The organism is Burkholderia sp. AcTa6-5 (assembly GCF_017815075.1).
In the GTDB taxonomy this organism is placed as follows: Bacteria; Pseudomonadota; Gammaproteobacteria; order Burkholderiales; family Burkholderiaceae; genus Burkholderia; species Burkholderia sola.
Genome location: NZ_JAGIQE010000005.1, coordinates 216,429 through 237,539 on the forward strand (window position 1 = coordinate 216,429; position 21,111 = coordinate 237,539).

The window sequence follows — 21,111 nt, forward strand, 5'->3', positions numbered from 1 at the left end:
TTGCCAACCGTCTCTTGTATCGCCTCGTCGAGTGCGATTTCCTGTACCGGAACGTGTTGAACCGGCGCTCTACGCTTGAATACCGCCGTCACCGCGTCGCGCTCTGCGACGAGGGGCGACGCGTGCTGGCGGCGCTCGACGATGGCGGCCTGGCGATCACGCACGTCGGCCGGTTCGCCGGGATGCAGCCGTTGTTCGACGCGCTGCGCGAGCATGCGCGCAAGGTCGAAACGCTGCGCGGCAAGCGCGTTCCGCTGAATTCCGATCAGGCACGGGTCTATGCGTTCATGTCGAACGTGCTGGGTTCCTACCCGCGTTTCGAACCGGACAGCCTCTTCGCGCGCTTCGCTTGCCAGGCGCCGATTCTCGAAATCGTCAACGCATATTTCGGCATGTTCGCTCAACTGCGGAAGTACGCGGTGTTCAGGCACCAGCCGAGCGCCATCTCCGAGAATCTCAAATGGCACCGCGACGGGCTGTGCGATGCGATGGTGGTGCGCGTGTTCGCGTACTTCGACGACATCAGCGCGCCCAACGGCGCGATGCGCTACGCGCGCGGCACGCACAGCAAGGGCGAGCAGGGCAGCCGGGTCTGGCTGCCGCCCGACCGCCTCGACGAGCGGGCCGTCTCCTGCGATGGCCCGGCCGGAACTTTGGTCTTTGCCGACGCGCGCGGCTATCACCGCGCGGGCGAATTCGTGAAAGGCGAACGCTGGCTGTTCAACTGCATGTTCACGTCGCCAGGCTTCGGCGCCGACTATTTCACGCGCTCGGCAAGGCGCCGTCCGGCAGCCGGGGATCCCTTGTCGTGGGCGCTGTCGAGCCCGCTGAAATTTTCCGATAACTTTGTAGGCGGCCCATGGCGATGAACGAGCGAAGCAGGTTGCCGGCCGATCCGGTCGGCGGTGGCGATGAAGCGCCCCTCACGTGGGGGCAGAAGCAGATGTACCGCGCGATGCGGATCGATCGCGACGCGGCGCATTTTCATATGACCGATGTCCTTGTGTTGCGCGGCGACGTCGACCTTCCACGGCTCGCGCGCAGCCTGACCGATACGTTCGCCGGCCATCCGGCGCTGCATCTGCGCTTCGTGCCGCGCGCGGACGAGGACGAGGGCGTCGTGCAGCGCTTCGACGGCGTCGTGCGCGTCGCGTGTCCGATTCACGACTGGTCCGGCCTGCAACGCGACGAAGCGGTGGCGCGGCTCGAGGACATCCGCGCGCGCTTCCGGGAGACGCCGTTCGACCTGTCGGTCGCGCCGCTCTTCCGATTCGCGCTGGTGCGCCTGTCGAATCGCGACAGCTATCTCCTGCTCACGGTGCACCACCTGCTGGCCGACGATTGGTCGATGGGGCTGCTGCACCAGGAGCTGGCGGCGCGCTACGCCGGACACGCGCCGCCGCCGCCCACGCGGTCCGGCGACGACGCGCGCTATCTGCAGTTCGCGCGGCATCAGCGCGCGTGGCTGGATTCGGAGGAGGGCGCCCGCGCGACCGCTTACTGGACCGATCGCCTCGGCGCGCTACCCACGCAGCTCGCGCTGCCGGTCGATCGGCAGCGGAGCGTCACAGGCGTGTCCCGCAAGCGGGTGGCGACGGGAACAGTGTCGGAAACGGTGGCGCCGCGCCTGCACGATTTCGCGCGCGCGGCGCATCTTACGTTGTTTCCCGTGCTGCTCGCGGCGTTCGACGTGCTGCTATGGCGCTTGTCCCGCCTCACGCGCGTGCCGGTCGCGACGCTCGTCGCGAATCGCGGCGACGACGCCTTCGAGCGGACGGTGGGCCTGTTTTTCAATACGATCGTCATCGTTGAGGAGGTGAGGCCCAATCAGCCGTTTCGCGATTTCGTCGCGTGCATGGCGCAGACCACGCTCGAAGGCATCGCGCGGCAAGCGGTTCCTTTCCAGTATCTCGTCGAGCGCCTGCGTCCCGTCAGGGACCCCGCCCGGGTCCCGTTCACGCAAGCGCTGTTCGCGTTCATGAACACGTCCGGGTCGCGCTTGCGGCTTGGCGACGTCGAGCTGGCCCAGATGGGGGGCATCGATGCCGGATCGGCGTACGACCTCAAGGTCACCGCCTACGAGAAGGGCGAGACCGTGGAGGTGGTGCTCGAATACGATGCGGGTATCATCGAGCCCGCGACGGCGCAGGCGTGGCTTGACATGTATTTGCGGATGCTTGCCGACACGGCACGGAACCCCGATGCGCCGGTCCGTGATCTCGGCTTCGCCGGACCGCGTGTCGCGGCGCCCTGGCGGGAAGGGACGGCGGACGCGCTCGATGATTGGGGCGTGCCGGTTCCCGTCGGCTTCGTCGGCGAACTGTGCCGGCTTGACGATGACGCGGCGGCGACGCGCACGGGAGCGCTGGCGCGGCGTCTGGCGGACGGCGGCCTCCGGCCGCTCGAGGCCCCCCCCGCACACTACGATGTGCCCGGCGGACGGATCGACGTCGCGGCGGTCGAGCAGTGCGCGCGGGCCGTGACGGGCGTGCATCGCGCGGCGTTGACGCATGACGTCGAACACGGCCTTGTCATGCATCTCATCGTCGACGACGCGGCGTTCGCGCTCGCGGCGCTGCGCCGACAGTTGTACGCCTCGCTGCCGATACATTGCGTGCCGACGCGCTTTCGCGTCGTGCCGTGGATGATCGAGCAGGTCGGCGGCATGCCGGACCTGGACGAATTGTGGCGAACCGGGCGCGACGCGGACGAAACGTCGCGCAAGCGTCCGGCGCGGGATGCGCACGAGGCGGCCGTGCTGCGCATCTGGGCGGATACGCTGCAGTTTCCGGGGCTGGGACCGGACGACGATTTCTTCTCGGTCGGTGGCAACTCGCTGTCGGCGGCGCTGATCGTCGCCGAGATCAATCGCCAGTTCGGCTGCGCGGCGGCGCTGCATCAACTGTTCGACGCCCGCACGGTCGCGCGCTTCGCCGTCGTGGCGACCCCGCGCGACGACGGCGACACGCCTGCCGCCTGGTACAGGCACCCGGACGCCCGCAGTGATGAATGGGCGAACGTCGAGGAGGACGGCGCGCTCTCGTACCCGGTTTCGGACGCGCAGGCACGGATGTGGGTGCTCGACCGCTTGCCGTCCGTATCGGACCGTTATGTGTTGAAGACGGCCTATCGGATCGAGGGTCCGCTCGACGTGAACACGTTGCGGACCTCGTTCGCAGCACTGATCCGGCGGCACGAGCAACTGCGCGCGGTGTTTCGGGAGGTCGACGGCGAGATCCGGCAATGCCTGCTGCCGGCCGGCTCGGTCGTCCTCGAGGACGTGCTGTGGGATGCGGACCCGGCGCCGGATGACGCTTTGCCCGAGCACGTCACGCGGGATCTCGACGCGCCCTTCGATCTGCGTGCGGGGCCGCTGATCCGGGCGCGGCTCGTGCGCACCGGCGATAAGGCGGTGCACTACCTTTGTGTCGTGCTCCATCACATCGTGGCGGACGGCTGGTCGCTGGGCGTGGCCGTCAACGATTGGCTGCGTCTATATTCGGCCGACGACGCGCTCCCCGTCTTGCCGGCCGAGTATCGGGACTATTGCTGCTGGCGACGTTCGGACGAGGTGCGGCGGGCAATCGATGCGGATCTGGCCTATTGGCGCGTTCATTTGGACGATGCGCCCCCCATGCTGACCTTGCCGGCCCGGCATTCGGAAGCGCATGCCGGGCCGCAGGCCGGCCAACGTCCGTTCCGACTGTCGACGGCATTGTGCGAACGACTGGGCGAGATTGCTGCCGCGCAGGGCGCGTCGATCCACGCGATCTTGCTCGCCGGATTCGCGATCGCGCTGTCGAGGTACAGCGGGCAAGCCGATCTGTGCATCGGCGCGCCGGTGGCGAACCGCGATCGGGACGGCGTGGCACCGATTGTGGGGCTGTTCGTCAATACCGCCGTGCTACGCATGCGGATCGAGGCGCGGACGCCGTTGGCCGATCTGCTGGCATCGACCCGGGAAACGGTCCTGGCGGCCCTCGCGCATGCGAGCGCGCCGTTCGAGGAAGTCGTGCAGGCACTGCAACCGCAGCGGCACCTCGATGCCTCGCCGTTGTTCGAGGCCATGTTCGCATTCCAGGCTTTCCCGCCGTCGCTGTCGGCGCCGCCAAGCCTGGCGTTGCGGGGTGTGCCCCAGCACACGCGGCAGGCCAAGTTCAAGCTGGGTTGCACGGTAACGCTCGTGGCGGGCATGGCTTACGGCGAATTCGAGTTTCGCGAGGACCGGCTCGATCCGGCGCTGATCGAGCGCCTCGCTGTCGACTATGTGTCGATCCTCGAGCAATGGGCGGCGCGTCCCGACGCGAAGGTGCATGCGCTGGCGGTTCAAACCGCGCGCGTACCGCCCGCCGTGCCCGCGATGTCCGACGCCGCCGTGCCAGGCGACCTGCGCTCGCTATGCGGCATCGTCGCCCGACAGGCGCGGCGTATGCCGGACCGACCCGCGCTGCGAGAGGGCGCGACGACGCTCTCGTACGCCGAGCTGGACGCCGGCGCGAATCGCGTCGCGGCCCGGCTGCATGCGCAAGGCCTGGCGGCAGGGGCCCGCATCGGCTTAGGCGCGCCGCGTTCGTCGGCTGCGATCGTCTGCCTGCTCGGCATCTTGCGTGCAGGCGCGGCATACAGCCCGATGGACGTTCGAGCCGGATTCGCCGAATGGCGGGAGCATGCGCGCGACGCGCGCCTCGACGCGATCATCCTGGCGGAGCCCGCGTGCGCCGAACTGGACGGCTTGCGCACTGTGGCGCTCGATCGCTTGGTGGCGCCGACGGGCGCCGCGCCGGTGAACGTCCCTGTCGTGCGTCACGCTCAAGCGGGCGCGGCGATTTTCCGTACCTCGGGATCGACCGGGCGTCCGAAGTGCGTGACCGTGCCGCACGCGGGCGTGCTCGCGCTGATCGAGTGGGCGGGTGACGCGTATTCCGCGCACGCGTATCGCACCAGCACGTTCGCGACGGCGCTGACTTTCGACGTTTCCCTGTTCGAGATGTTTGCGCCCTGGGCGCTGGGAGGCTGTGCGACGCTGCTGGAGACCTTGTTCGACGCCGCCGAGGCGAGCGTGCCGCTCACGTGCGTGAGCGGCACGCCATCGCAGGTGCGGGTGCTGCTCGATCAAGGGCGTTTTCCGGCGGGCGCCGCGACGTTGAATGTCGCGGGCGAGCCGCTGCCGCCGAAGCTGGTCGAGCGCGTCTTCGCCGAAACCGGCGTGGACCGCATCGTCAATCTGTACGGCCCGACCGAATGCTCGATCTATGCGAGCTTCGAGGACATCCGGCGGGCCGGGCCGCCCGCGCCGATCGGAATCGGGAGGCCGCATCCGCATGCCGCGCTGTACGTGGTGGACGACGCATTATCCGAAACGCCGGCGGGCGTGTCGGGCGAGATTTGCATCGGCGGGGGCGCGCTGGCCCACGGCTATGCCGGACGACCCGCGCTGACCGCCGAGCATTTCATTCCCGATCCGTTTGCAACGACGCCGGGCGCGCGCATGTATCGCACGCGCGATATCGGTCGGGTCGGCGATCGCGGCGGGATCGACTATCTGGGGCGCGCGAACGGCGTGCGCAAGTTGCGGGGCGTGTGGGTCAATTTTCATGACCTGACCGCCGACGTGCGGGCGTGCGAGGGCGTCAGCGACGCGGTGGTGCTGCCGATGTCGTCCGAGGACGATGACGCCGGCGTGACGGCGTTCTGCGTGCCGGAAGCGGGTGTAGCAATCGACGAGACGACGCTGCGGCAGGCGTTCCGCGCGCGCGCAGGGCACAACCGTCCGCTCGCGTATGGCCGGCTCGTCAACCGCTTCGTGGTACTCGACGCGCTGCCGCTCACGCCGAGCGGCAAGATCGACGTCCGGCTGCTCGCGCTGCTGGAAATGCCTGGCAGGGCGACGGCGCCCACGCCGTTCGCGTCGACGGACCCGTACGATCACCTGCTGCGCGACACGTGGCGTCACGCGCTGAAGGTGGAGGAGATCGCGGACAGCGACGATTTCTTTGCGCTGGGCGGCCATTCGCTGCTGGCGCTGCGCATGTTGTCGGATCTGGAGAAAGCCACGGGGCTTGCGTTACCGCTCTCGAGGGTTTTCGAGTTCCCGGTGTTTGGCGAGTTCGCAGCCGAGGCGGGCCGGCTCGCGCGAGCCGGCGTTGCGGCGGACGGCATGCGGGATGGCATTCGCCCGATCGCGCGCGAGGGGGATTTGCCCGTGTCGAGCGCGCAGCGGCGCATGTGGTTCCTCGATCAGCTCGATCCGGGGACGACCCATTACAACGTCCCCGTCGTCCTGCGCGTACGAGGCGTGACGGACGGCGAGCGCTTCCTGCGCGCCCTGTGCGCATGCCTGCGTCGCCACGAAGTGTTCAGGACGTCGTTTCATTTCGTCGACGGCGACGTCGTCGCGCGCATCGACCGGGCGCCGCCGCCCGACCCGGAATGCCGGGATTGGTCAATGCTCGCCGAACCGGAACGGCGCGACCGTGAGGCGTCGTGGCGCGCGGCCCAGGCGGCGCACTGCTTCGATCTGTCTCTCCCCGGGCTGTTCCGGCTGCAGGTGGCCAAAGTCTCCGCAAGCGAGTGGCTGCTGGCCATGGTGTCGCATCACATCATCACGGATGCCACCTCGATGGCGTTGCTGGTCGACGAGATCGGGCAACAGTATGCGCAGGAGACGGAGCCCGCCGGGCCTCGCGTGCAGTATGTCGACTATGCCGCGTGGGCACGCGCGCGCGGCCACGCGCACGACGCGCATCTGGCGTACTGGCGGGAGCAATTGCGCGGCTGCCCCGAATTCCTGTCGCTTCCCGTCGATTATCCGCGCGGCGTGGCACTGAGCCACGACGGCGCGGCGCGCGCATTCCTGATCGATCGCGACGAGGTCGAGCAAATCGGCGGGATCCTGTCGCGCTTGCGCGTGTCGCGCTTCGTCGGCTTGCTCGCGTTGTTCAAGATGGCGGTACATCAGACCACCGGCGGCACGGACATCTGCGTTGGCGCACCCGTGACGAACCGCACCATCGTGTCGACGCGGTCGATGCAAGGCTGCTTTCTCGACACGTTGGCGCTGCGCACCCGGTTTTCGTCGAGCGACACGCTTGCCTGCTTCATCGGCAAGGTGCATGCCGTGTGTGTCGATGCCTTCCGTCATCAGGAGCCTGGTCTTGAGGCCATTGTCGAAGGCGTTCAATCCGAGCGGGTTCCCGGATACCATCCGCTGTTCCAGCTCGCGTTCGTCCACACGGACCGGGAACTGGCCGTGAGCGACGCTCATGGCTTGCGCTGGAGTGTGTCGCACGGCGGCCGTCGCGCGGCGCCGTACGATCTGACCTGCCATTGCAACGAGGCGCCGGACGGCATGTGGGTGACGCTCGAATACAAGAGCGCGCTGTACGCGCCGACGACCATCGCCGCGTTCGGCGCGCGGTTGCGCCGCCTGCTGACCTGTCTGGAGACGCATCTCGACCTGCCGATCGCCGCCTTGCCGGGCGTCGAAGCGGACACGCCCGGCGTCATGCCGTTGACGGGCGATGCGAGATTGACCGATGCGTTTGCGCGCCATGCGGCGGCGACGCCCGAGGCGATCGCGGTGAGAACCGTATCCGGCGAATTCAGCTACGCGACGCTCGACGCGGACTCGAACCGTCTCGCGCGCCGCTTGCTGGGAGACGGTTTGCAACCGGGCGAATGCGTTGCGCTCTGCCTGGAGCGCGACTACCCGCTGGTGGTCGCGTTGCTGGCGGTCAGCAAGGCGGGCGGCTGCTTCGTGCCGTTCGACAGCGAGGTGCCCGCGCTGCGTCTCGATGGCATCATCGCGCGCCATCGCATCGGCAAGCTGATCTCGACGCACGCGATCGCCGCGCGTTTACCGGCCGATGAACCCGGGCCGCTGCGCAGCGTGTGCTTGTACGACGTGGACAGGCACCAGAGCCCATCCTTCCCGGGTGGATTCGCGAAAGTCGTGCGAGCCCAGGATTGGGCCGACGAGAGCCCGCTGTCCGTCCCTGTCGCGCACGATGCGTCGCAAGCGGCCTATGTCTTTTTCACGAGCGGGTCCACTGGCGTGCCGAAGGGCGTGGTGGTCGGGCACGAGGCTGCCTGCGCGACGCTCGGGTGGATCAATGCGCACTTCGATGTCGGCGCCGGCGACCGTTTGCTGTGGTGCGCGTCGCCGGGTTTCGATCTGTCCGTCTACGACGTGTTCGGCGTGCTCGGCGCGGGCGCCACGGTGTGTGTGGCCGACCGAGGCATGCTGTTCGATCCGGCGGTGCTGGCCGCCTATCTGGCGCACTGGGAAGTGTCGATCTGGGATTCCGCGCCGGCGGTGCTGCAGTTCGCGCTCGCCGGCTGCGAGGCGCTGGGCGAAACGTTTCGAAGCGAGACGCTGCGGCTGGTCATGCTGAGCGGCGACAAAATTCCGGTCAGTTTGCCGGCCGCGGGCAGCCTGCATTTCCCGAACGCGCATTGGTGCGCGCTGGGCGGCGCGACCGAAGCGGCCATCTGGTCGAATTTCCATGAAATCGGGCCGGCCCGGGCGGCGCAGATGCTGCGCTGGCAGCATGCGGTGCCCTATGGCCGGGCATTCGGCGCAGCGGCGTATTTCGTGCTGGACGACGCGCTGCGGATTTGCCCGGACGGCGTGGAAGGAGAGCTATATATCGGCGGCAGCGGTCTCGCTCACGGTTACCTCGGTGCGCCCGGGCTCACGGCGGAGCGATTCGTTCCGAGTCCCTTCGCCGCAGGCGCGCGGCTTTATCGGACCGGCGATCGCGTCAAGCGCGATGCGTCGGGCACGCTGTGGATACTCGGTCGCACGGATAGCCAGATCAAGTTGCGCGGCTATCGGATCGAACTCGGCGAGGTGGAAAGCGTCATCCAGCAGATGCCGGAAGTGAAATCCGCGTTGGTGCTGACGGATGATGGCCGGTGCGAGATTCGCGCCTACGTCGAGCCGACTCGGCCGGGCTTGCTCGGGGAGGCGGATGTGCTGCGCCATCTCGGCGCTCGCTTGCCGCATTACATGGTTCCCGCCTCGATTCATTTCGTCGACGCGTGGCCGATGACCGTCAACGGCAAGGTCGACCGCGAACGGCTCGGGCTGGCGCGCGGCAAGGCGGCCGGCCACGGCCCGGCGCCATCGTTCGGTACGGCGGCGAGCCGGCTCGCGGCGCTGTGGGAAACCGTGCTGGGCGTATCCGTCGACGACATGGACAAGAGCTTCTTCCACTATGGCGGGACGTCCTTGATGGCCGTGCAGATGATCCGCCTCGCCAATGCGCGTTTCGGCACGGCATTGCAAGTCATCGACGTCTTTCGCCAACCGACGCCGACGCGCCTGGCAATGCACATGGCGCGGCAGGCGGCGCCGAAGTCTTCCCGGCAGACGTCGGATACGGATGCGGACCCGGCGGCCGTTCATGTCTGGCAGGCCGGGGACGGCCGCATGCCGATGCTGGTCTTCATCGCCCCGCCGGGCGCCGACGGCACCTGCTATGCGGCGCTGCTGGACGCGTTGCAGCCGTGGCCCGGCGGGCTCGCGACCGTCGCGCTCACGTTGCCGTTGCTGCGGCGATGGCGCGATGGAGCCGAGCGGACCGTGAGCGCCCTGTGCCGGTTGATTTCGGCCGTCCTTGTGGACGCCGGTATCGAGCGGGCCATACCGTGCGGATGGTCGTTCGGCGGCATGCTGGCGGCAAATCTGCTCGATCGTGAGGATGCTTCCCGGCTCACGCTGTCGGCGCCCGCGCTCTTGATCGACGCCTATGGCGTGACAAGCCAGCCCGGCGACGAGCCCGCGCTGCCCGACGATGCGCGCGCGCCATTCGATGCGGCGGCGGGATTGTTGCCCACCGCCGCTGACGACGCCACCCTGGCCGAGTTGCGTGCGGTATCCGTCGCGGTGCTGCAAGCCGGCGCGGCCGGCGGAAATCGGCTGGCGACACCCTGCCTTTCATTGATCGAAAGCGCATGCCCCGATCGCGTCAGGGCTTCGTCGAGCTGGCCGGAAGCGGCGCTGTTGCGCGTGCATGCGATCGAGGCGCATCACTACGCGATGTTGCGCCAGCCGTGGGTACGGGACGTGGCGTCGTGGATCACGATGACCGTCAATGACCATACCGCGCTCGCCGTTGCGGCGCAGGAGTCGACCTAGAGATGCAAATCGGAATGCTGTTGTTGCGCCGTGAACGGGCGTTCTTTCTCGCGCTGTGCGTCATTGCCGGCCTGGCGTCGTCCTGCGCGGTCATCGTGGCGATTCGCGAAATCGCGTTTGCCCTGACGGACGGCGCCGCAGGCCTGCATTTCGCCTGGCCGGTGTTCGTCGTGGCGCTCCTCGTGACCGTGTTCGGCGGCCTGTGCTCGCAAATCGCACTGAGCCATATCGGCTCGCGGATCACGCACGATTTGCGCACCGAGGCGGTCTCCCGCATCGTGCACCTGCCATACGAGACGCACGAGCGGCTCGGCGTGCCCCATATGTATTCGATGCTGTCGGATGATGTCGGCAAGGCGTCCGTCGCGCTCGGCACCTTGCCGACTTTCGTCGTCTGCATCGGCCTGGTCGTGTTCGGCCTGGGATACCTGATGTGGCTTTCGCCGGCGTACTTCGCGCTGGTGGCCGCGGTATTGCTCGTCGGCATGAGCGTCGCCCGGTATGCCTCCGCCCGCCTGGGCCGGCTGCTGCGCGACGCGCGGACCGACGAGGACGAGATGCAGGCGCTGTACCGCGCGCTCATTGAAGGTGCGAAGGAGTTCCGGCTCAACGCCGGCCGCCGGCAACGCTTCATCGAGCACACGTTCACACCGCTGAGCCACCGGCTCGCTTCACGCAAGCGGGCGAGCGGCGTGCTGTGGGGCGCGACCGTGCAGTGGAACAATTTCATCTTCTTCATGCTCCTGGCCGCGGCGGTGGTATTGCCGGCCCATCTGTCTCTGTCGCCCGGTCACGCAAGCATGTTGACGACGTATGCGCTCGTGCTGCTCTTGCTGCGCGGCCCGATGATGGCGTTGATGGAACTGGTGCCGACCCTTGTCGCAGGCAAGGTGGCGCTCGAACGCCTTGCCCGGATTGAACCTCCGCCCATGCTGCGTAACGCCTCGGAGACGCTCGAACCCGCCGTTCGTCGCCTCGCGCTACAGGGCCTGCGCTTCCGCTATCCTGCGGAAGCGGGCGAGCGGACCGTGGCGCTGGGCCCGATCGATTTGTCGCTGACGGCAGGCAAGGTGGTGTTCGTCACGGGGGGCAACGGCTCGGGCAAGACGACATTGGTGAAGGTGCTGTCCGGGCTGTACGCGGCGCACGAAGGCGCCGTATTGCTGAACGACGTCGCGCTGGGCGCAGACGCGGCGGCGACGCTTCGGCGCTGCGTCTGCGCGATCCATAGCGACTTCTTCGTCATGCCTTTCGAGTCCCACGGTGCGGCGCGGAATCAGTCGTTGAGCACATGGATTCGTCTGCTCGGACTGGACGACAAATTATCGGCGGCGGGCGGTTGGCGCTCCGCACCCCGCCTTTCCCAAGGGCAGCGCAAGCGGCTGGCGTTGCTCAATCTGCTTGCCGATAATAAGCCGATTTGCATTTTCGACGAATGGGCGGCCGATCAGGACGCGAACTATCGAGAGCTGTTCTATCGTCGGTTCCTGCCCGAACTCGCAGCAAACGGAAAACTGGTGATCGTCGTTACCCACGACAGCGACTATTTCTCTGACGCGGACACGATCGTGCATATGAAAGATCTGAATATTCATCACACTCAGGAGAATGAAGAATGAGCTGGGACCACGAAGATACCGAATTCAACGTCGTCATCAATCACGAGGAACAGTACTCGATCTGGCCGGTTTACAAGGACGTGCCGGCAGGCTGGAAAACGGTGGGCGTGAGCGGAAAGAAGGCGGCATGCCTCGATTACATCGAAAAGACCTGGACGGACATGCGTCCCTTGAGTCTCAGGCAGGCGCTTGAGAGCAAGGTGCACGAATCGCCGTGAACGTTCATCGGCGGCGAGGTCTTTCCCGGCGGGCGATCGATCACCGACGGAGCGCTTGAATCCCCGTCGCCGCGCACGTGAAAGCTTCGCGATGCCACCGCCTTGCGAAGGCGTGGCGTGCGCTGCTTATCCTCATCAGCTTGCACAGAAAATGGAATCACTCGCTGACATCAAGCAGGTCTTTTGTCGACGTGTCGAGCAGTATTTCCTGCCGGGATATCGCGGCGGCGTCGTGCAATTCTTCGTGACCGATCCGGTCGACGGGCGATTTTATGCCGAGATTTCGGAGGGCATTCGATTCCTCGAAGGTGTGCACCCGGATCCGGACGCCGCGGTCGAAATGTCCGGCGCGACGCTGCGCAGGCTCGTCGATCAGCCTGGAGAGATGTTGGGCGACGCTATCAAGGCAACCGGGGATCGCGATTTGGTCTCGCTCATCGCGCATGCCGCGCAACCCGGCGGAGGGAGCGGCCGAGCGCGTCTGAGCCGCTTGATGGATCGAGCGACGCGCCCGACGTCGCCCGGCACGGAGATTCGCCGCGTGGCGGCCGTCCATTCAAGGCAATTGATCCAACTGCTGCATGAGGGGCTGCCGATCATTCTTACGGCGATGCTGGATGCATCGGGTTGGCGCATGACGTTTGACGAACTCAAGCGGAATTTCGGCGATCTGCCGCTTGTTGGGCTCGACGCCGACATACTGGGCGCCACGCCCGGCATGTCGACGTTCGGGGCACTAGTCGATGACGCATTGGATGGAGGCGGATGCGGCGTCTACAGCGGTGGATGTGCGCTTCCGGGACCCATGCACGAATCGTTCGAACTGCCCTTGCTGAAGCCGAAATGTTTTACACGCCCCCAGCTATGGATGGGGCGTCGCGATTTCAACGCGTGTACCCGGCTGCATCGTGATTTTCTGCATGCATTGATTGGCCAGGCAAGAGGCTCGAAGAAATTCATCCTGTACGGTCCTAGCGACGCGGAATTTCTCTATCCGGGCGCGTGTTTCAATCTGTTCCAGCTGGCGCGATTTGATCCATTCGAGCCCGATCTCGCGCGGTTCCCGCTGGCAAGGCAAGCCAGTCCGATCGAGTGCGAACTGCATCCCGGCGAGTTGCTCGTTTTGCCTGCCGGATGGTTTCATACGGTCATCAGCAACGGCGCGGTAATGTCGGTGAATCGCTTCTTGCGAGAGGATGCGTGGGCGGTGTTGATGACACGTGGAGGATTCGAGGCGTGACAGGAAGCAGTGCATTGATCTGCACGGTGCGAAACTTCACCAGTTGCTGGCGCATCCGGCGCAGTGCAAGCATCGCCTGCTGCATCTCGGACTTCACCGCTATGGGTTGGCTGGATTGCTGCACCGCCAGCCAGATCGCACGGGCGTCGGGTTGCTTACCGCGACCGCAGCGGTCGCGATGATGGGTGACGCGAAGACATTCCGGTCAGGTCGGGAATTTGCTGCATGGGCCGGTCTTGAACCGAAGCAGACAGGCTCAGGCGGCAAGGTGAACCTACACGGGATCAGTAAACGGGGCGACACGTATTGGCAAACGCGACCAGTGCAAAGCACCCCGAATGTGAAACGTTGAAGTCCGACGTATTACGCACACCGGAAGGTACATGGCTAACGAGCCCAGGCCAGCCATTTGCACGAGGAACATCAAGGAGATGCTTGACCGCGGGATGAGCGGCAAAAGGAAATGGAATGGATGTCGCAATACCAGAAGTCGACTTGGGTGAATTCTACCGGCTGCGCACCTGATCAGTACTCTGGCGAGTGGTTGTAATGAGTAACAGGTCGCCGGTGCCGTGAACGCGGCCATGCTGGATCTGATGGCTTTCGGGAATCTGCAGCCGGGCGTGCCAACGAGTTTGATAGGCACGGCGCCGGAATATCGCTAACGTATATTATCGATAGGGATGCATATTCCGGTGAAACTGCCGATTCGCAAAACGCGTCACACCTGACTGTCACGCCGCTGTCATCCCGCCGCCTATAATTTCTGGATGCCGAACGTTCTGTCGCCACCATCCTTGCCCGGCACCGCGTCCCTGTCCGCGCTGCGCGCCTGGTACGCGGGCGTTGGCTCGCGCGAAGCGATCGAACGCTATTGCCCACAGGCGCTCGAAGGCGGACAGTCGGCCCGTGGGGTGATCGGCTGGCTTCGCCGACAGGTCGTCGAATTCGTCCTCAGCCGTCATCGCGACGATTTGGTCCCCCCATTCCAGTGCGCCGCCGGCGAGCGCACGCGCCACCGCAAGGCCGCAAACCGGGCGCTGGACATCATGCCGACGCTTGCGGTCCCGCAACCGCAGGTGAGCGATCCAGTTGATGTCTGGCTGCCGCCTCACGTCGTTCCCGCGCTGCATCGGCATGGCATCCGGACACTGGCCGACCTGACCGTGCGGATTCCCCGTCGCCGGCGCTGGTGGCTCGCGATTCCCGGACTTGGCGAGCGGAGCGCGCGCCGGATCGAAGCCTTCTTTGCCGCTCATCCCGCGCTTACCGAGCGGGCCCGCGCGCTGATTGTGGTAGCAACGCCGGAACCTGTGGCGCCGTGGGAAAGCATTCGCGTACCGCATGACGTCGACGGCTCGCGTGGCACTTTCCGCGCGCCGAAGCCGATGTGTGCGCTCGAGGCCGATAACGACTATCAGGCAATCAGTGCCTGGCTCGAACGGCACGAAGCCATCGAAACACGGCGCGCCTATCGCCGGGAAGCCGAGCGCGTGCTGCTCTGGGCGATCGTCGAACGTAACAAGGCGCTGTCTTCGCTGACCAGCGAAGATGCAACCGCCTACCGTACCTTCCTGCGTCATCCAGCGCCGCGTGGCCGCTGGGTCGCACCAGCGCGACCACGATCGTCCCCCGAGTGGCGGCCGTTCACGGGCTCGATGTCGCCGGATTCCATCGCCTACGCGCTGTCGGTGCTCGGCGCAATGTTCCGCTGGCTGATCGAGCAGCGCTATGTGCTGGCGAATCCGTTCGCTGGCCTCAAGGTGCGCGGCGCGCAGCGCGCTGGCGAACTGGACATTTCCCGCGCCTTTTCGGCCGGCGAGTGGGACCTGATCCGGACGATTGCCGATGGCCTCGAATGGTCGAACGGCTGGACGGTGCCCGCCGCGCAGCGGCTGCGCTTCGTGCTCGACTTCGGCTACGCGACCGGTCTGCGCGCAGGCGAGCTGGTCGGCGTAGCGCTCGGCGGCATTGAAACCGGCGCGCGCGGCGAGCGTTGGCTGCATCTCACCGGCAAGGGCGCGAAGGTCGGCAAGGTGGTGCTGCCGCCGCTCGCGTGCTTTGCGCTGGACCAATACCTGATTCAGCGCGGTCTGTCGGTGATCCCGTCACGATGGGCACCAGACACGCCACTGCTCGGCCATCTCGATGCCCCCGGCGGCATCACCACGCCGCGCCTGAGGGAGGTGCTGCGCCGGTTCTTCCGGACCGCTGCCGACGCTATCGAGGTCGACCACCCCGCGCTCGCCGGCAAGCTGCGACGCGCGACGCCGCACTGGCTGAGGCATACGCACGCGACACACGCACTGGCCAACGGAGCGACGCTGACGACTGTGCGCGATAACCTGCGTCACGCATCGATCACGACCACCTCGATCTACCTGGACGACGACGAAGTTCAGCGCATGCAACAGATCGAACGAATCTTCGCTCGACGATCAGCTGTATGAGCACCGTCCACGAAACCGTCTATCCTGTACTACCTGCTGAGCCGGGCGCGGCGGAGCTGAAGGCGGCGTTCACGCCAAGCACCGCGGAAATCCGCTTCGTGCGCCGGCAGTCCCGGCAGGAATCCACCGCCGTGCTGATCATGGTGCAGTTGAAGCTGCTGCAGCGTCTCGGTTACTTTCCGATGCTGGTGGATGTACCGTCCGTCATCATCGATTACATCCGGATCGCGATGCGGGCCCGCGCCGTGTCCCGGACTGCGATCGCGCGATACGACGTGTCCGGCAGCCGCATCCGTCACCAGAAGCTGCTGCGCGGCTGGCTCGACATCCGGGCGTTTGATGCGAGCGAGACGGCGTGGCTGATTGAGCTCGCGGCGCAAGAGGCTCGGACAAAGATCGAACTGCCCGACATCATCAATGTGCTGATCGAGGACCTGGTCCGCCGCCGGTATGAGCTGCCGCCGCAAGGGACGTTGCAGCGCATCGCCACGCAGGCGCGCAACGATCTCAACGAGGCGATCTACGGCGCCATCAGCGGCACACTCGATGCATCACACATCGAACGGATCGACGCGCTGCTCATCGTCAGGGCCGGCAAGTCGGGTTGGGACGATCTGAAACAGGAGCCGAAGCGACCAGCCGCACGGGCGATCGCCAGCTTCCTGAAACATATCAACGGGATCAGGAGACTGGCGGAAGGCTTACCGGCGCCGCCCGCGATCCTGTCTGTCAGCAAGCGGATCCAACTGGTCACTGAAGCGCGGGCGCTCGACGTCGCGGAACTGCGTTCGCTCAAGGCCGCGAAGCGTTATGCGCTCGCGGTGCTCTTCATTCAGGCGCAGTTGCAGAAAGCGCTTGACGACGTCGCCGAGATCTTCATCAAGGTGGTGCGCAAGTTCGAATCCTATGCGAAGGTCCGGCTGCAAAAATACCAGCTTGAGCATGCCGATGTGCTGGAGGGGCTGGTCGGCCAGTTCCGCGATGTGTTGCAAATCCTTCAGGACGAGGGCGTATCGGAGCGCAACCGGTTACCGAAAATCCGCGAGGCGCTCGGCGACCCGGCCGAGGCGCTCGCGCAGTGCAACGAGCACATTGCCTATGCCGGCCAGTTCGACTTGCCGTTCATGCTCGTGCCTTATCGCAACCAGCGCTCGCTGCTGTTCCAGTGTCTGGACGTGCTGCCGCTGCGATCGAGCTCGCAGGACCGCGCGGTACTGGTCGCGCTCGCCTGGTTGCAAGGCTTCCGGAACGCGCACCGTGAATATCTGCTGTTGACGGAGAACGACCTCGCGAACCTGCCGCTGGACTGGCTTCCAGAAAAATGGGAGCGTGCGGTGTTCCCGCACGGCCGAGACAGCCGGATGCTGCACCGCCGGTTCTTCGAGCTGGGCGTCTTCAGCCAGATCATGCGGGAACTCAATTCCGGCGACCTCTACGTGGAGGGCAGCGACCGTTTCGACGATTATCGCGTGCATCAAGTCTCCGACGAAGAGTTTCAGCGTGAGCTGCCGCGCTACTGCGAGATCGTTGGCTTGCCCACGGATTGCAAGGCCTTCGCGAAAGACCTGCGGGATAAGCTGGATGCAGCGCTCGATGAGACCGATGCGAACTTCCCGGCGAACGACAGCATCGAGTTCGTCGATCAGGAACTCGTCATTCACAAGCCCGGCAAGGAGCCCGAGCCACCGAACCGGACGCTGATCGATCAGGCCATCTCGGCGTCGATGCCGCAGGTCAGCATCCTGGATCTCCTCACCGAAACCGAGCAGTGGCTCGACCTGCATAAACTGTTCGGCCCGCTATCCGGGTTCGACGCGAAGGTCGACGATCCGCGCAAGCGCTTCATCACGACGCTGTTCTGCTACGGCTGCAACCTGGGTCCCAGCCAGACGGCGCGCTCGGTAAAGGGTCTCAGCCGCAAGCAGGTTGCCTGGCTGAACCTGAAGCACGTCACCGAGGAGCGGCTCGACAAGGCGAACGTGAAGGTGATCAACGCTTATAACCAGTTCGCGTTGCCGAAATACTGGGGCAGCGGCAAGCGGGCGTCGGCGGACGGCACCAAGTGGAGCCTGTACGAGCAGAACCTGCTGTCCGAGTATCACGTCCGCTATGGCGGATATGGAGGGATCGGCTACTACCACGTGTCCGACATGTACATCGCGCTTTTCAGCCACTTCATTCCGTGCGGCGTTCACGAAGCCGTCTACATTCTTGATGGGCTGATCCTGAACGGCGCCGACGTCAAGCCCGATACGATCCACGGCGATACGCAGGCGCAAAGTGGTCCGGTGTTCGGCCTGTCCTACGTGACGGGCATCAATCTGATGCCGCGCATGCGCAACATCAAGGACCTTGTTCTGTACAAGGCGGACCGACGTCGCAAGTACAAGCATATCGACAGCCTGTGCCGCAAGGCGATTGACTGGGAACTGATCGAGCGGCACTATCCCGACATGATGCGCGTCGCGGTGTCGATCAAGGCAGGCAAGATGACGCCATCAACGATTCTGCGCCGGCTCGGCTCGGAGAGCACGAAGAACAAGCTCTACTTCGCATTCCGGGAGTTGGGGCGCGTGATCCGCACGTTGTTCCTGCTGAAGTATCTGAATGACCCGGAGCTGCGCCGCACGATTCACGCGGCGACCAACAAGAGCGAGCAGTTCAACGATTTCGCGCAATGGCTGATGTTCGGCGGCGAAGGTGTCATCGCGGAAAACGTCCGGCATGAGCAGCGCAAGGTGATCAAGTACAACCACCTCGTTGCAAATATGGTGATCCTGTACAACGTGCAATGGATGTCGCGCAAACTGAAAGAGCTGCAGCAGAAGGGGCATCCGGTCGACGCCGAGGTGCTCAAGGTGCTGTCACCGTACCGGCGGGAGCATATCAACCGGCTCGGGGACTATCTGCTGGATCTGCAACGCCCCGTTCCACCACTCGATCCGACCATCGATTTCGCATTCAAATCAGCAGCTTAGGCCGAGGTATGGCGGATATTTAGCGAATCCCGGCCGGACCTCATGCCGCGGCTCGCCACCGACGAACGCGGCGACGTTGTCCACGAGCTGATCGGCCAGCGCCTGCATCGCTTCGTCACTGGCCCATGCGACATGCGGTGTCAGGATGAACGCCGGATGCGACAGGATCGCGTGAAACGGATGCGCGGCCGGCAGCGGCTCCTGCGTAACCACGTCGAATCCCGCGCCTGCGATCTGCCCCGACTGCAACGCGTCGACGAGCGCGCTTTCGTCCACGAGCCCGCCGCGCGCGGTATTGATCAGCAGCGGCCGGCGCGCCATCCGCGCGAACGCATGTGCGTCGATCAGATGCCGCGTCGCGGGCGTGAGCGTACAGTGCAGCGTGATCACGTCGCTGACGCGCAGCAGCGTGTCGAGCGGCGCATAACCGTCGCCCGCTGCGTCGTCGTGCGCGGCGAACAACACGCGCATGTCGAGCGCCCGCGCGATGGCGGCCACCGCACGCCCGAGCACGCCGTCGCCGACGATCCCGAGCGTCGAACCGGCCAGGTCGCGAATCGGATGATCGAAGAAGCAGAACTGCCCGCTGTCGAGCCAGCGCCCGCCACGTACCGCGTCGCGATACGCGACGAGGCTGCGGCGCAGCGCGAAGATCAGCGCGAACGTGTGCTCGGGCACCGTACGCATCGCATAGCCGCGAATATTGCTCACGACGATGCCGCGTGCCGCACATACATCGAGATCGACGATATCGGTGCCGGTCGCGGCGATCGCGATCATCCGCAACCGCCGCGCGTCGGCGACGGTTGTCGCATCGAGCCGCACCTTGTTGGTCACGACGATGTCCGCATCGCGGATGCGCGCCGCGACTTCGTGCGCGGCCGTCCGGTCGAACGTCTGCACCACGTGCGGAAACGGAAACGGCTTCAGCACGGTCTGCGGCGACAGCGTCGCGCGATCGAGGAACACGATCTTCGCGGGAGAAGAAACGGAAAACATGGCGGGTCTCGCTGACAGGCGCCCGGCGGCGCGGAACGGATCCGATTCTGCGCGCGGCGCGCGCGCCGCCGTTTGACCGTTGCGGGAGCGTGCTTTCCCGGATGGAAAGGCTGGCGCGTCACACCTGGCCGATACCGCACTCGCGCCGTCGCCCGCCTTTCCGTTTCGGAAAGTCTGGTTGACCATCGATCGATTTTCGCCGGGCGCGAACGCCGTCATGATCGCCGTCATCGACAACACGATTTCATCGGAGACAGTCATGACACGCCCCCTGGACGGCATCCGCGTGCTGGAACTTGGTCAACTGATCGCCGGGCCGTTCGCGGGCCGGATGCTCGCCGAATTCGGCGCGGAGGTCATCAAGGTCGAGCCGCCCGGCGTCGGCGACCCGCTGCGCAAATGGCGGCTGCTGCACGACGGCACGTCGGTCTGGTGGGCCGCGCAGTCGCGCAACAAGACCTCGCTCACGCTCGACCTGCGCACGCCCGAAGGGCAGGACGTCGTGCGCCGCCTCGTCGCCGACACCGACGTGCTGATCGAAAACTTCCGGCCCGGCACGCTCGAAGGCTGGGGGCTCGGCTGGGACGCGCTGTCCGCGATCAACCCGGGGCTCGTGATGCTGCGCGTGTCGGGCTTCGGGCAGACGGGCCCGTATCGCGACCGCCCCGGCTTCGGCGTGATCGCCGAGGCGATGGGCGGTCTTCGCCACCTGACCGGCGAGCCGGGCCGCACGCCGGTACGCGTCGGCATCTCGCTCGGCGATTCGCTGTCTGCGCTGCACGGCGTGATCGGCGTGCTGCTCGCGTTGCGGCATCGCGAACAGCAGGGCGGCAAGGGGCAGGTCGTCGACGTCGCGCTGTACGAATCGGTGTTCAACATGATGGAAAGCCTGCTGCCCGAATATGCGGCGTTCGGCGCGGTGCGCGAGCCGGCCGGCAGCAGCCTGCCGGGCATCGCACCGACCAACGCGTACCGCTGCCGCGACGGCCGGTACGCGCTGATCGCCGGCAACGGCGACAGCATTTTCCGGCGCCTGATGGAACTGATCGGCCGGCCCGATCTCGGCAACGATCCGGCGCTCGCGCACAACGACGGGCGCGTCGCCCAGGTCGCGCGCATCGATGCGGCGATCGGCGAATGGAGCGCGCGTCACGACCTCGACGACGTGCTCGCCGCGCTGAACGACGCGCGCATTCCGTCCGGGCGCATCTACGACGTGGCCGACATCGCGGCCGATCCGCACTACCGGGCGCGCGACATGATCGTCGACGCCGCGCTGCCCGACGGTACCCCCGTGCTCGTGCCGGGCATCGTGCCGAAACTCGACGCGACGCCCGGGCGCATCGAGCAGCCGGCGCCCGCGCTCGGCGCGGATACCGATGCGGTGCTCGAATCGCTCGGCATCGACGCGGCGACCCGCGACGACTGGCGCACGCGCGGCGTGATCTGAAACGACCACCGGGACG

Annotated in this window: 9 protein-coding genes and 2 pseudogenes; 9 read left to right on the forward strand and 2 right to left on the reverse strand. The window is 66.0% G+C overall.

What is annotated here, in order from left to right:
• The first annotated feature begins 14 nt into the window (after positions 1-14).
• From J8I33_RS09455 to J8I33_RS09475, 5 genes are all read left to right on the forward strand, one after another.
• Positions 15-869, forward strand: a complete 855-nt coding sequence (locus J8I33_RS09455) for a phytanoyl-CoA dioxygenase family protein (protein ID WP_245171726.1) — start codon at positions 15-17, stop codon at positions 867-869.
• Positions 860-10,141, forward strand: coding sequence for a non-ribosomal peptide synthetase (locus J8I33_RS09460; RefSeq protein WP_245171744.1), 9,282 nt, complete (start codon positions 860-862; stop codon positions 10,139-10,141). Before J8I33_RS09455 ends, J8I33_RS09460 begins: the two co-directional genes overlap by 10 nt.
• A gap of 2 nt (positions 10,142-10,143) precedes the next feature.
• Positions 10,144-11,760: a cyclic peptide export ABC transporter gene (locus J8I33_RS09465; protein ID WP_209934945.1), complete on the forward strand. Its 1,617-nt coding sequence runs from the start codon at positions 10,144-10,146 to the stop codon at positions 11,758-11,760.
• Positions 11,757-11,978 (forward strand): MbtH family protein, encoded by a 222-nt coding sequence (locus J8I33_RS09470; RefSeq protein ID WP_209934951.1) that lies wholly within the window; start codon positions 11,757-11,759, stop codon positions 11,976-11,978. Before J8I33_RS09465 ends, J8I33_RS09470 begins: the two co-directional genes overlap by 4 nt.
• Before the next feature lie 151 nt (positions 11,979-12,129).
• The gene (locus tag J8I33_RS09475; RefSeq protein WP_209934955.1) at positions 12,130-13,218 is read left to right on the forward strand and encodes a cupin-like domain-containing protein; all 1,089 of its coding nucleotides are present in this window, start codon (positions 12,130-12,132) and stop codon (positions 13,216-13,218) included.
• Positions 13,219-13,225: 7 nt separating this feature from the next.
• On the opposite strand, the pseudogene J8I33_RS09480 reads toward J8I33_RS09475, so the two are convergent.
• Positions 13,226-13,366 (reverse strand): annotated as a pseudogene (locus J8I33_RS09480) (IS110 family transposase); the annotation flags it as partial.
• Here J8I33_RS09480 and J8I33_RS09485 point away from each other — a divergent pair.
• The 3 genes and pseudogenes from J8I33_RS09485 to J8I33_RS09495 form a co-directional block, all read left to right on the forward strand.
• Positions 13,361-13,534 (forward strand): annotated as a pseudogene (locus J8I33_RS09485) (transposase); the annotation flags it as partial. The pseudogenes J8I33_RS09480 and J8I33_RS09485 sit on opposite strands and share 6 nt — an antisense overlap.
• A 454-nt stretch (positions 13,535-13,988) precedes the next feature.
• Complete coding sequence (locus J8I33_RS09490) at positions 13,989-15,668, forward strand: site-specific integrase (protein WP_209934958.1); 1,680 nt, start codon at positions 13,989-13,991, stop codon at positions 15,666-15,668.
• Entirely contained in the window at positions 15,665-18,646 is a 2,982-nt protein-coding gene (locus tag J8I33_RS09495) for a Tn3 family transposase (protein ID WP_209934965.1), read from the forward strand. Before J8I33_RS09490 ends, J8I33_RS09495 begins: the two co-directional genes overlap by 4 nt.
• On the opposite strand, the gene J8I33_RS09500 is transcribed toward J8I33_RS09495, so the two are convergent.
• Positions 18,635-19,645: a D-2-hydroxyacid dehydrogenase gene (locus J8I33_RS09500; RefSeq protein WP_209934972.1), complete on the reverse strand. Its 1,011-nt coding sequence runs from the start codon at positions 19,643-19,645 to the stop codon at positions 18,635-18,637. The genes J8I33_RS09495 and J8I33_RS09500 overlap by 12 nt on opposite strands.
• Positions 19,646-19,904: 259 nt before the next feature.
• Between J8I33_RS09500 and J8I33_RS09505 the strand changes: the two genes are divergently transcribed.
• Positions 19,905-21,095: a CaiB/BaiF CoA-transferase family protein gene (locus J8I33_RS09505; protein WP_209934978.1), complete on the forward strand. Its 1,191-nt coding sequence runs from the start codon at positions 19,905-19,907 to the stop codon at positions 21,093-21,095.
• Positions 21,096-21,111 lie beyond the last annotated feature (16 nt).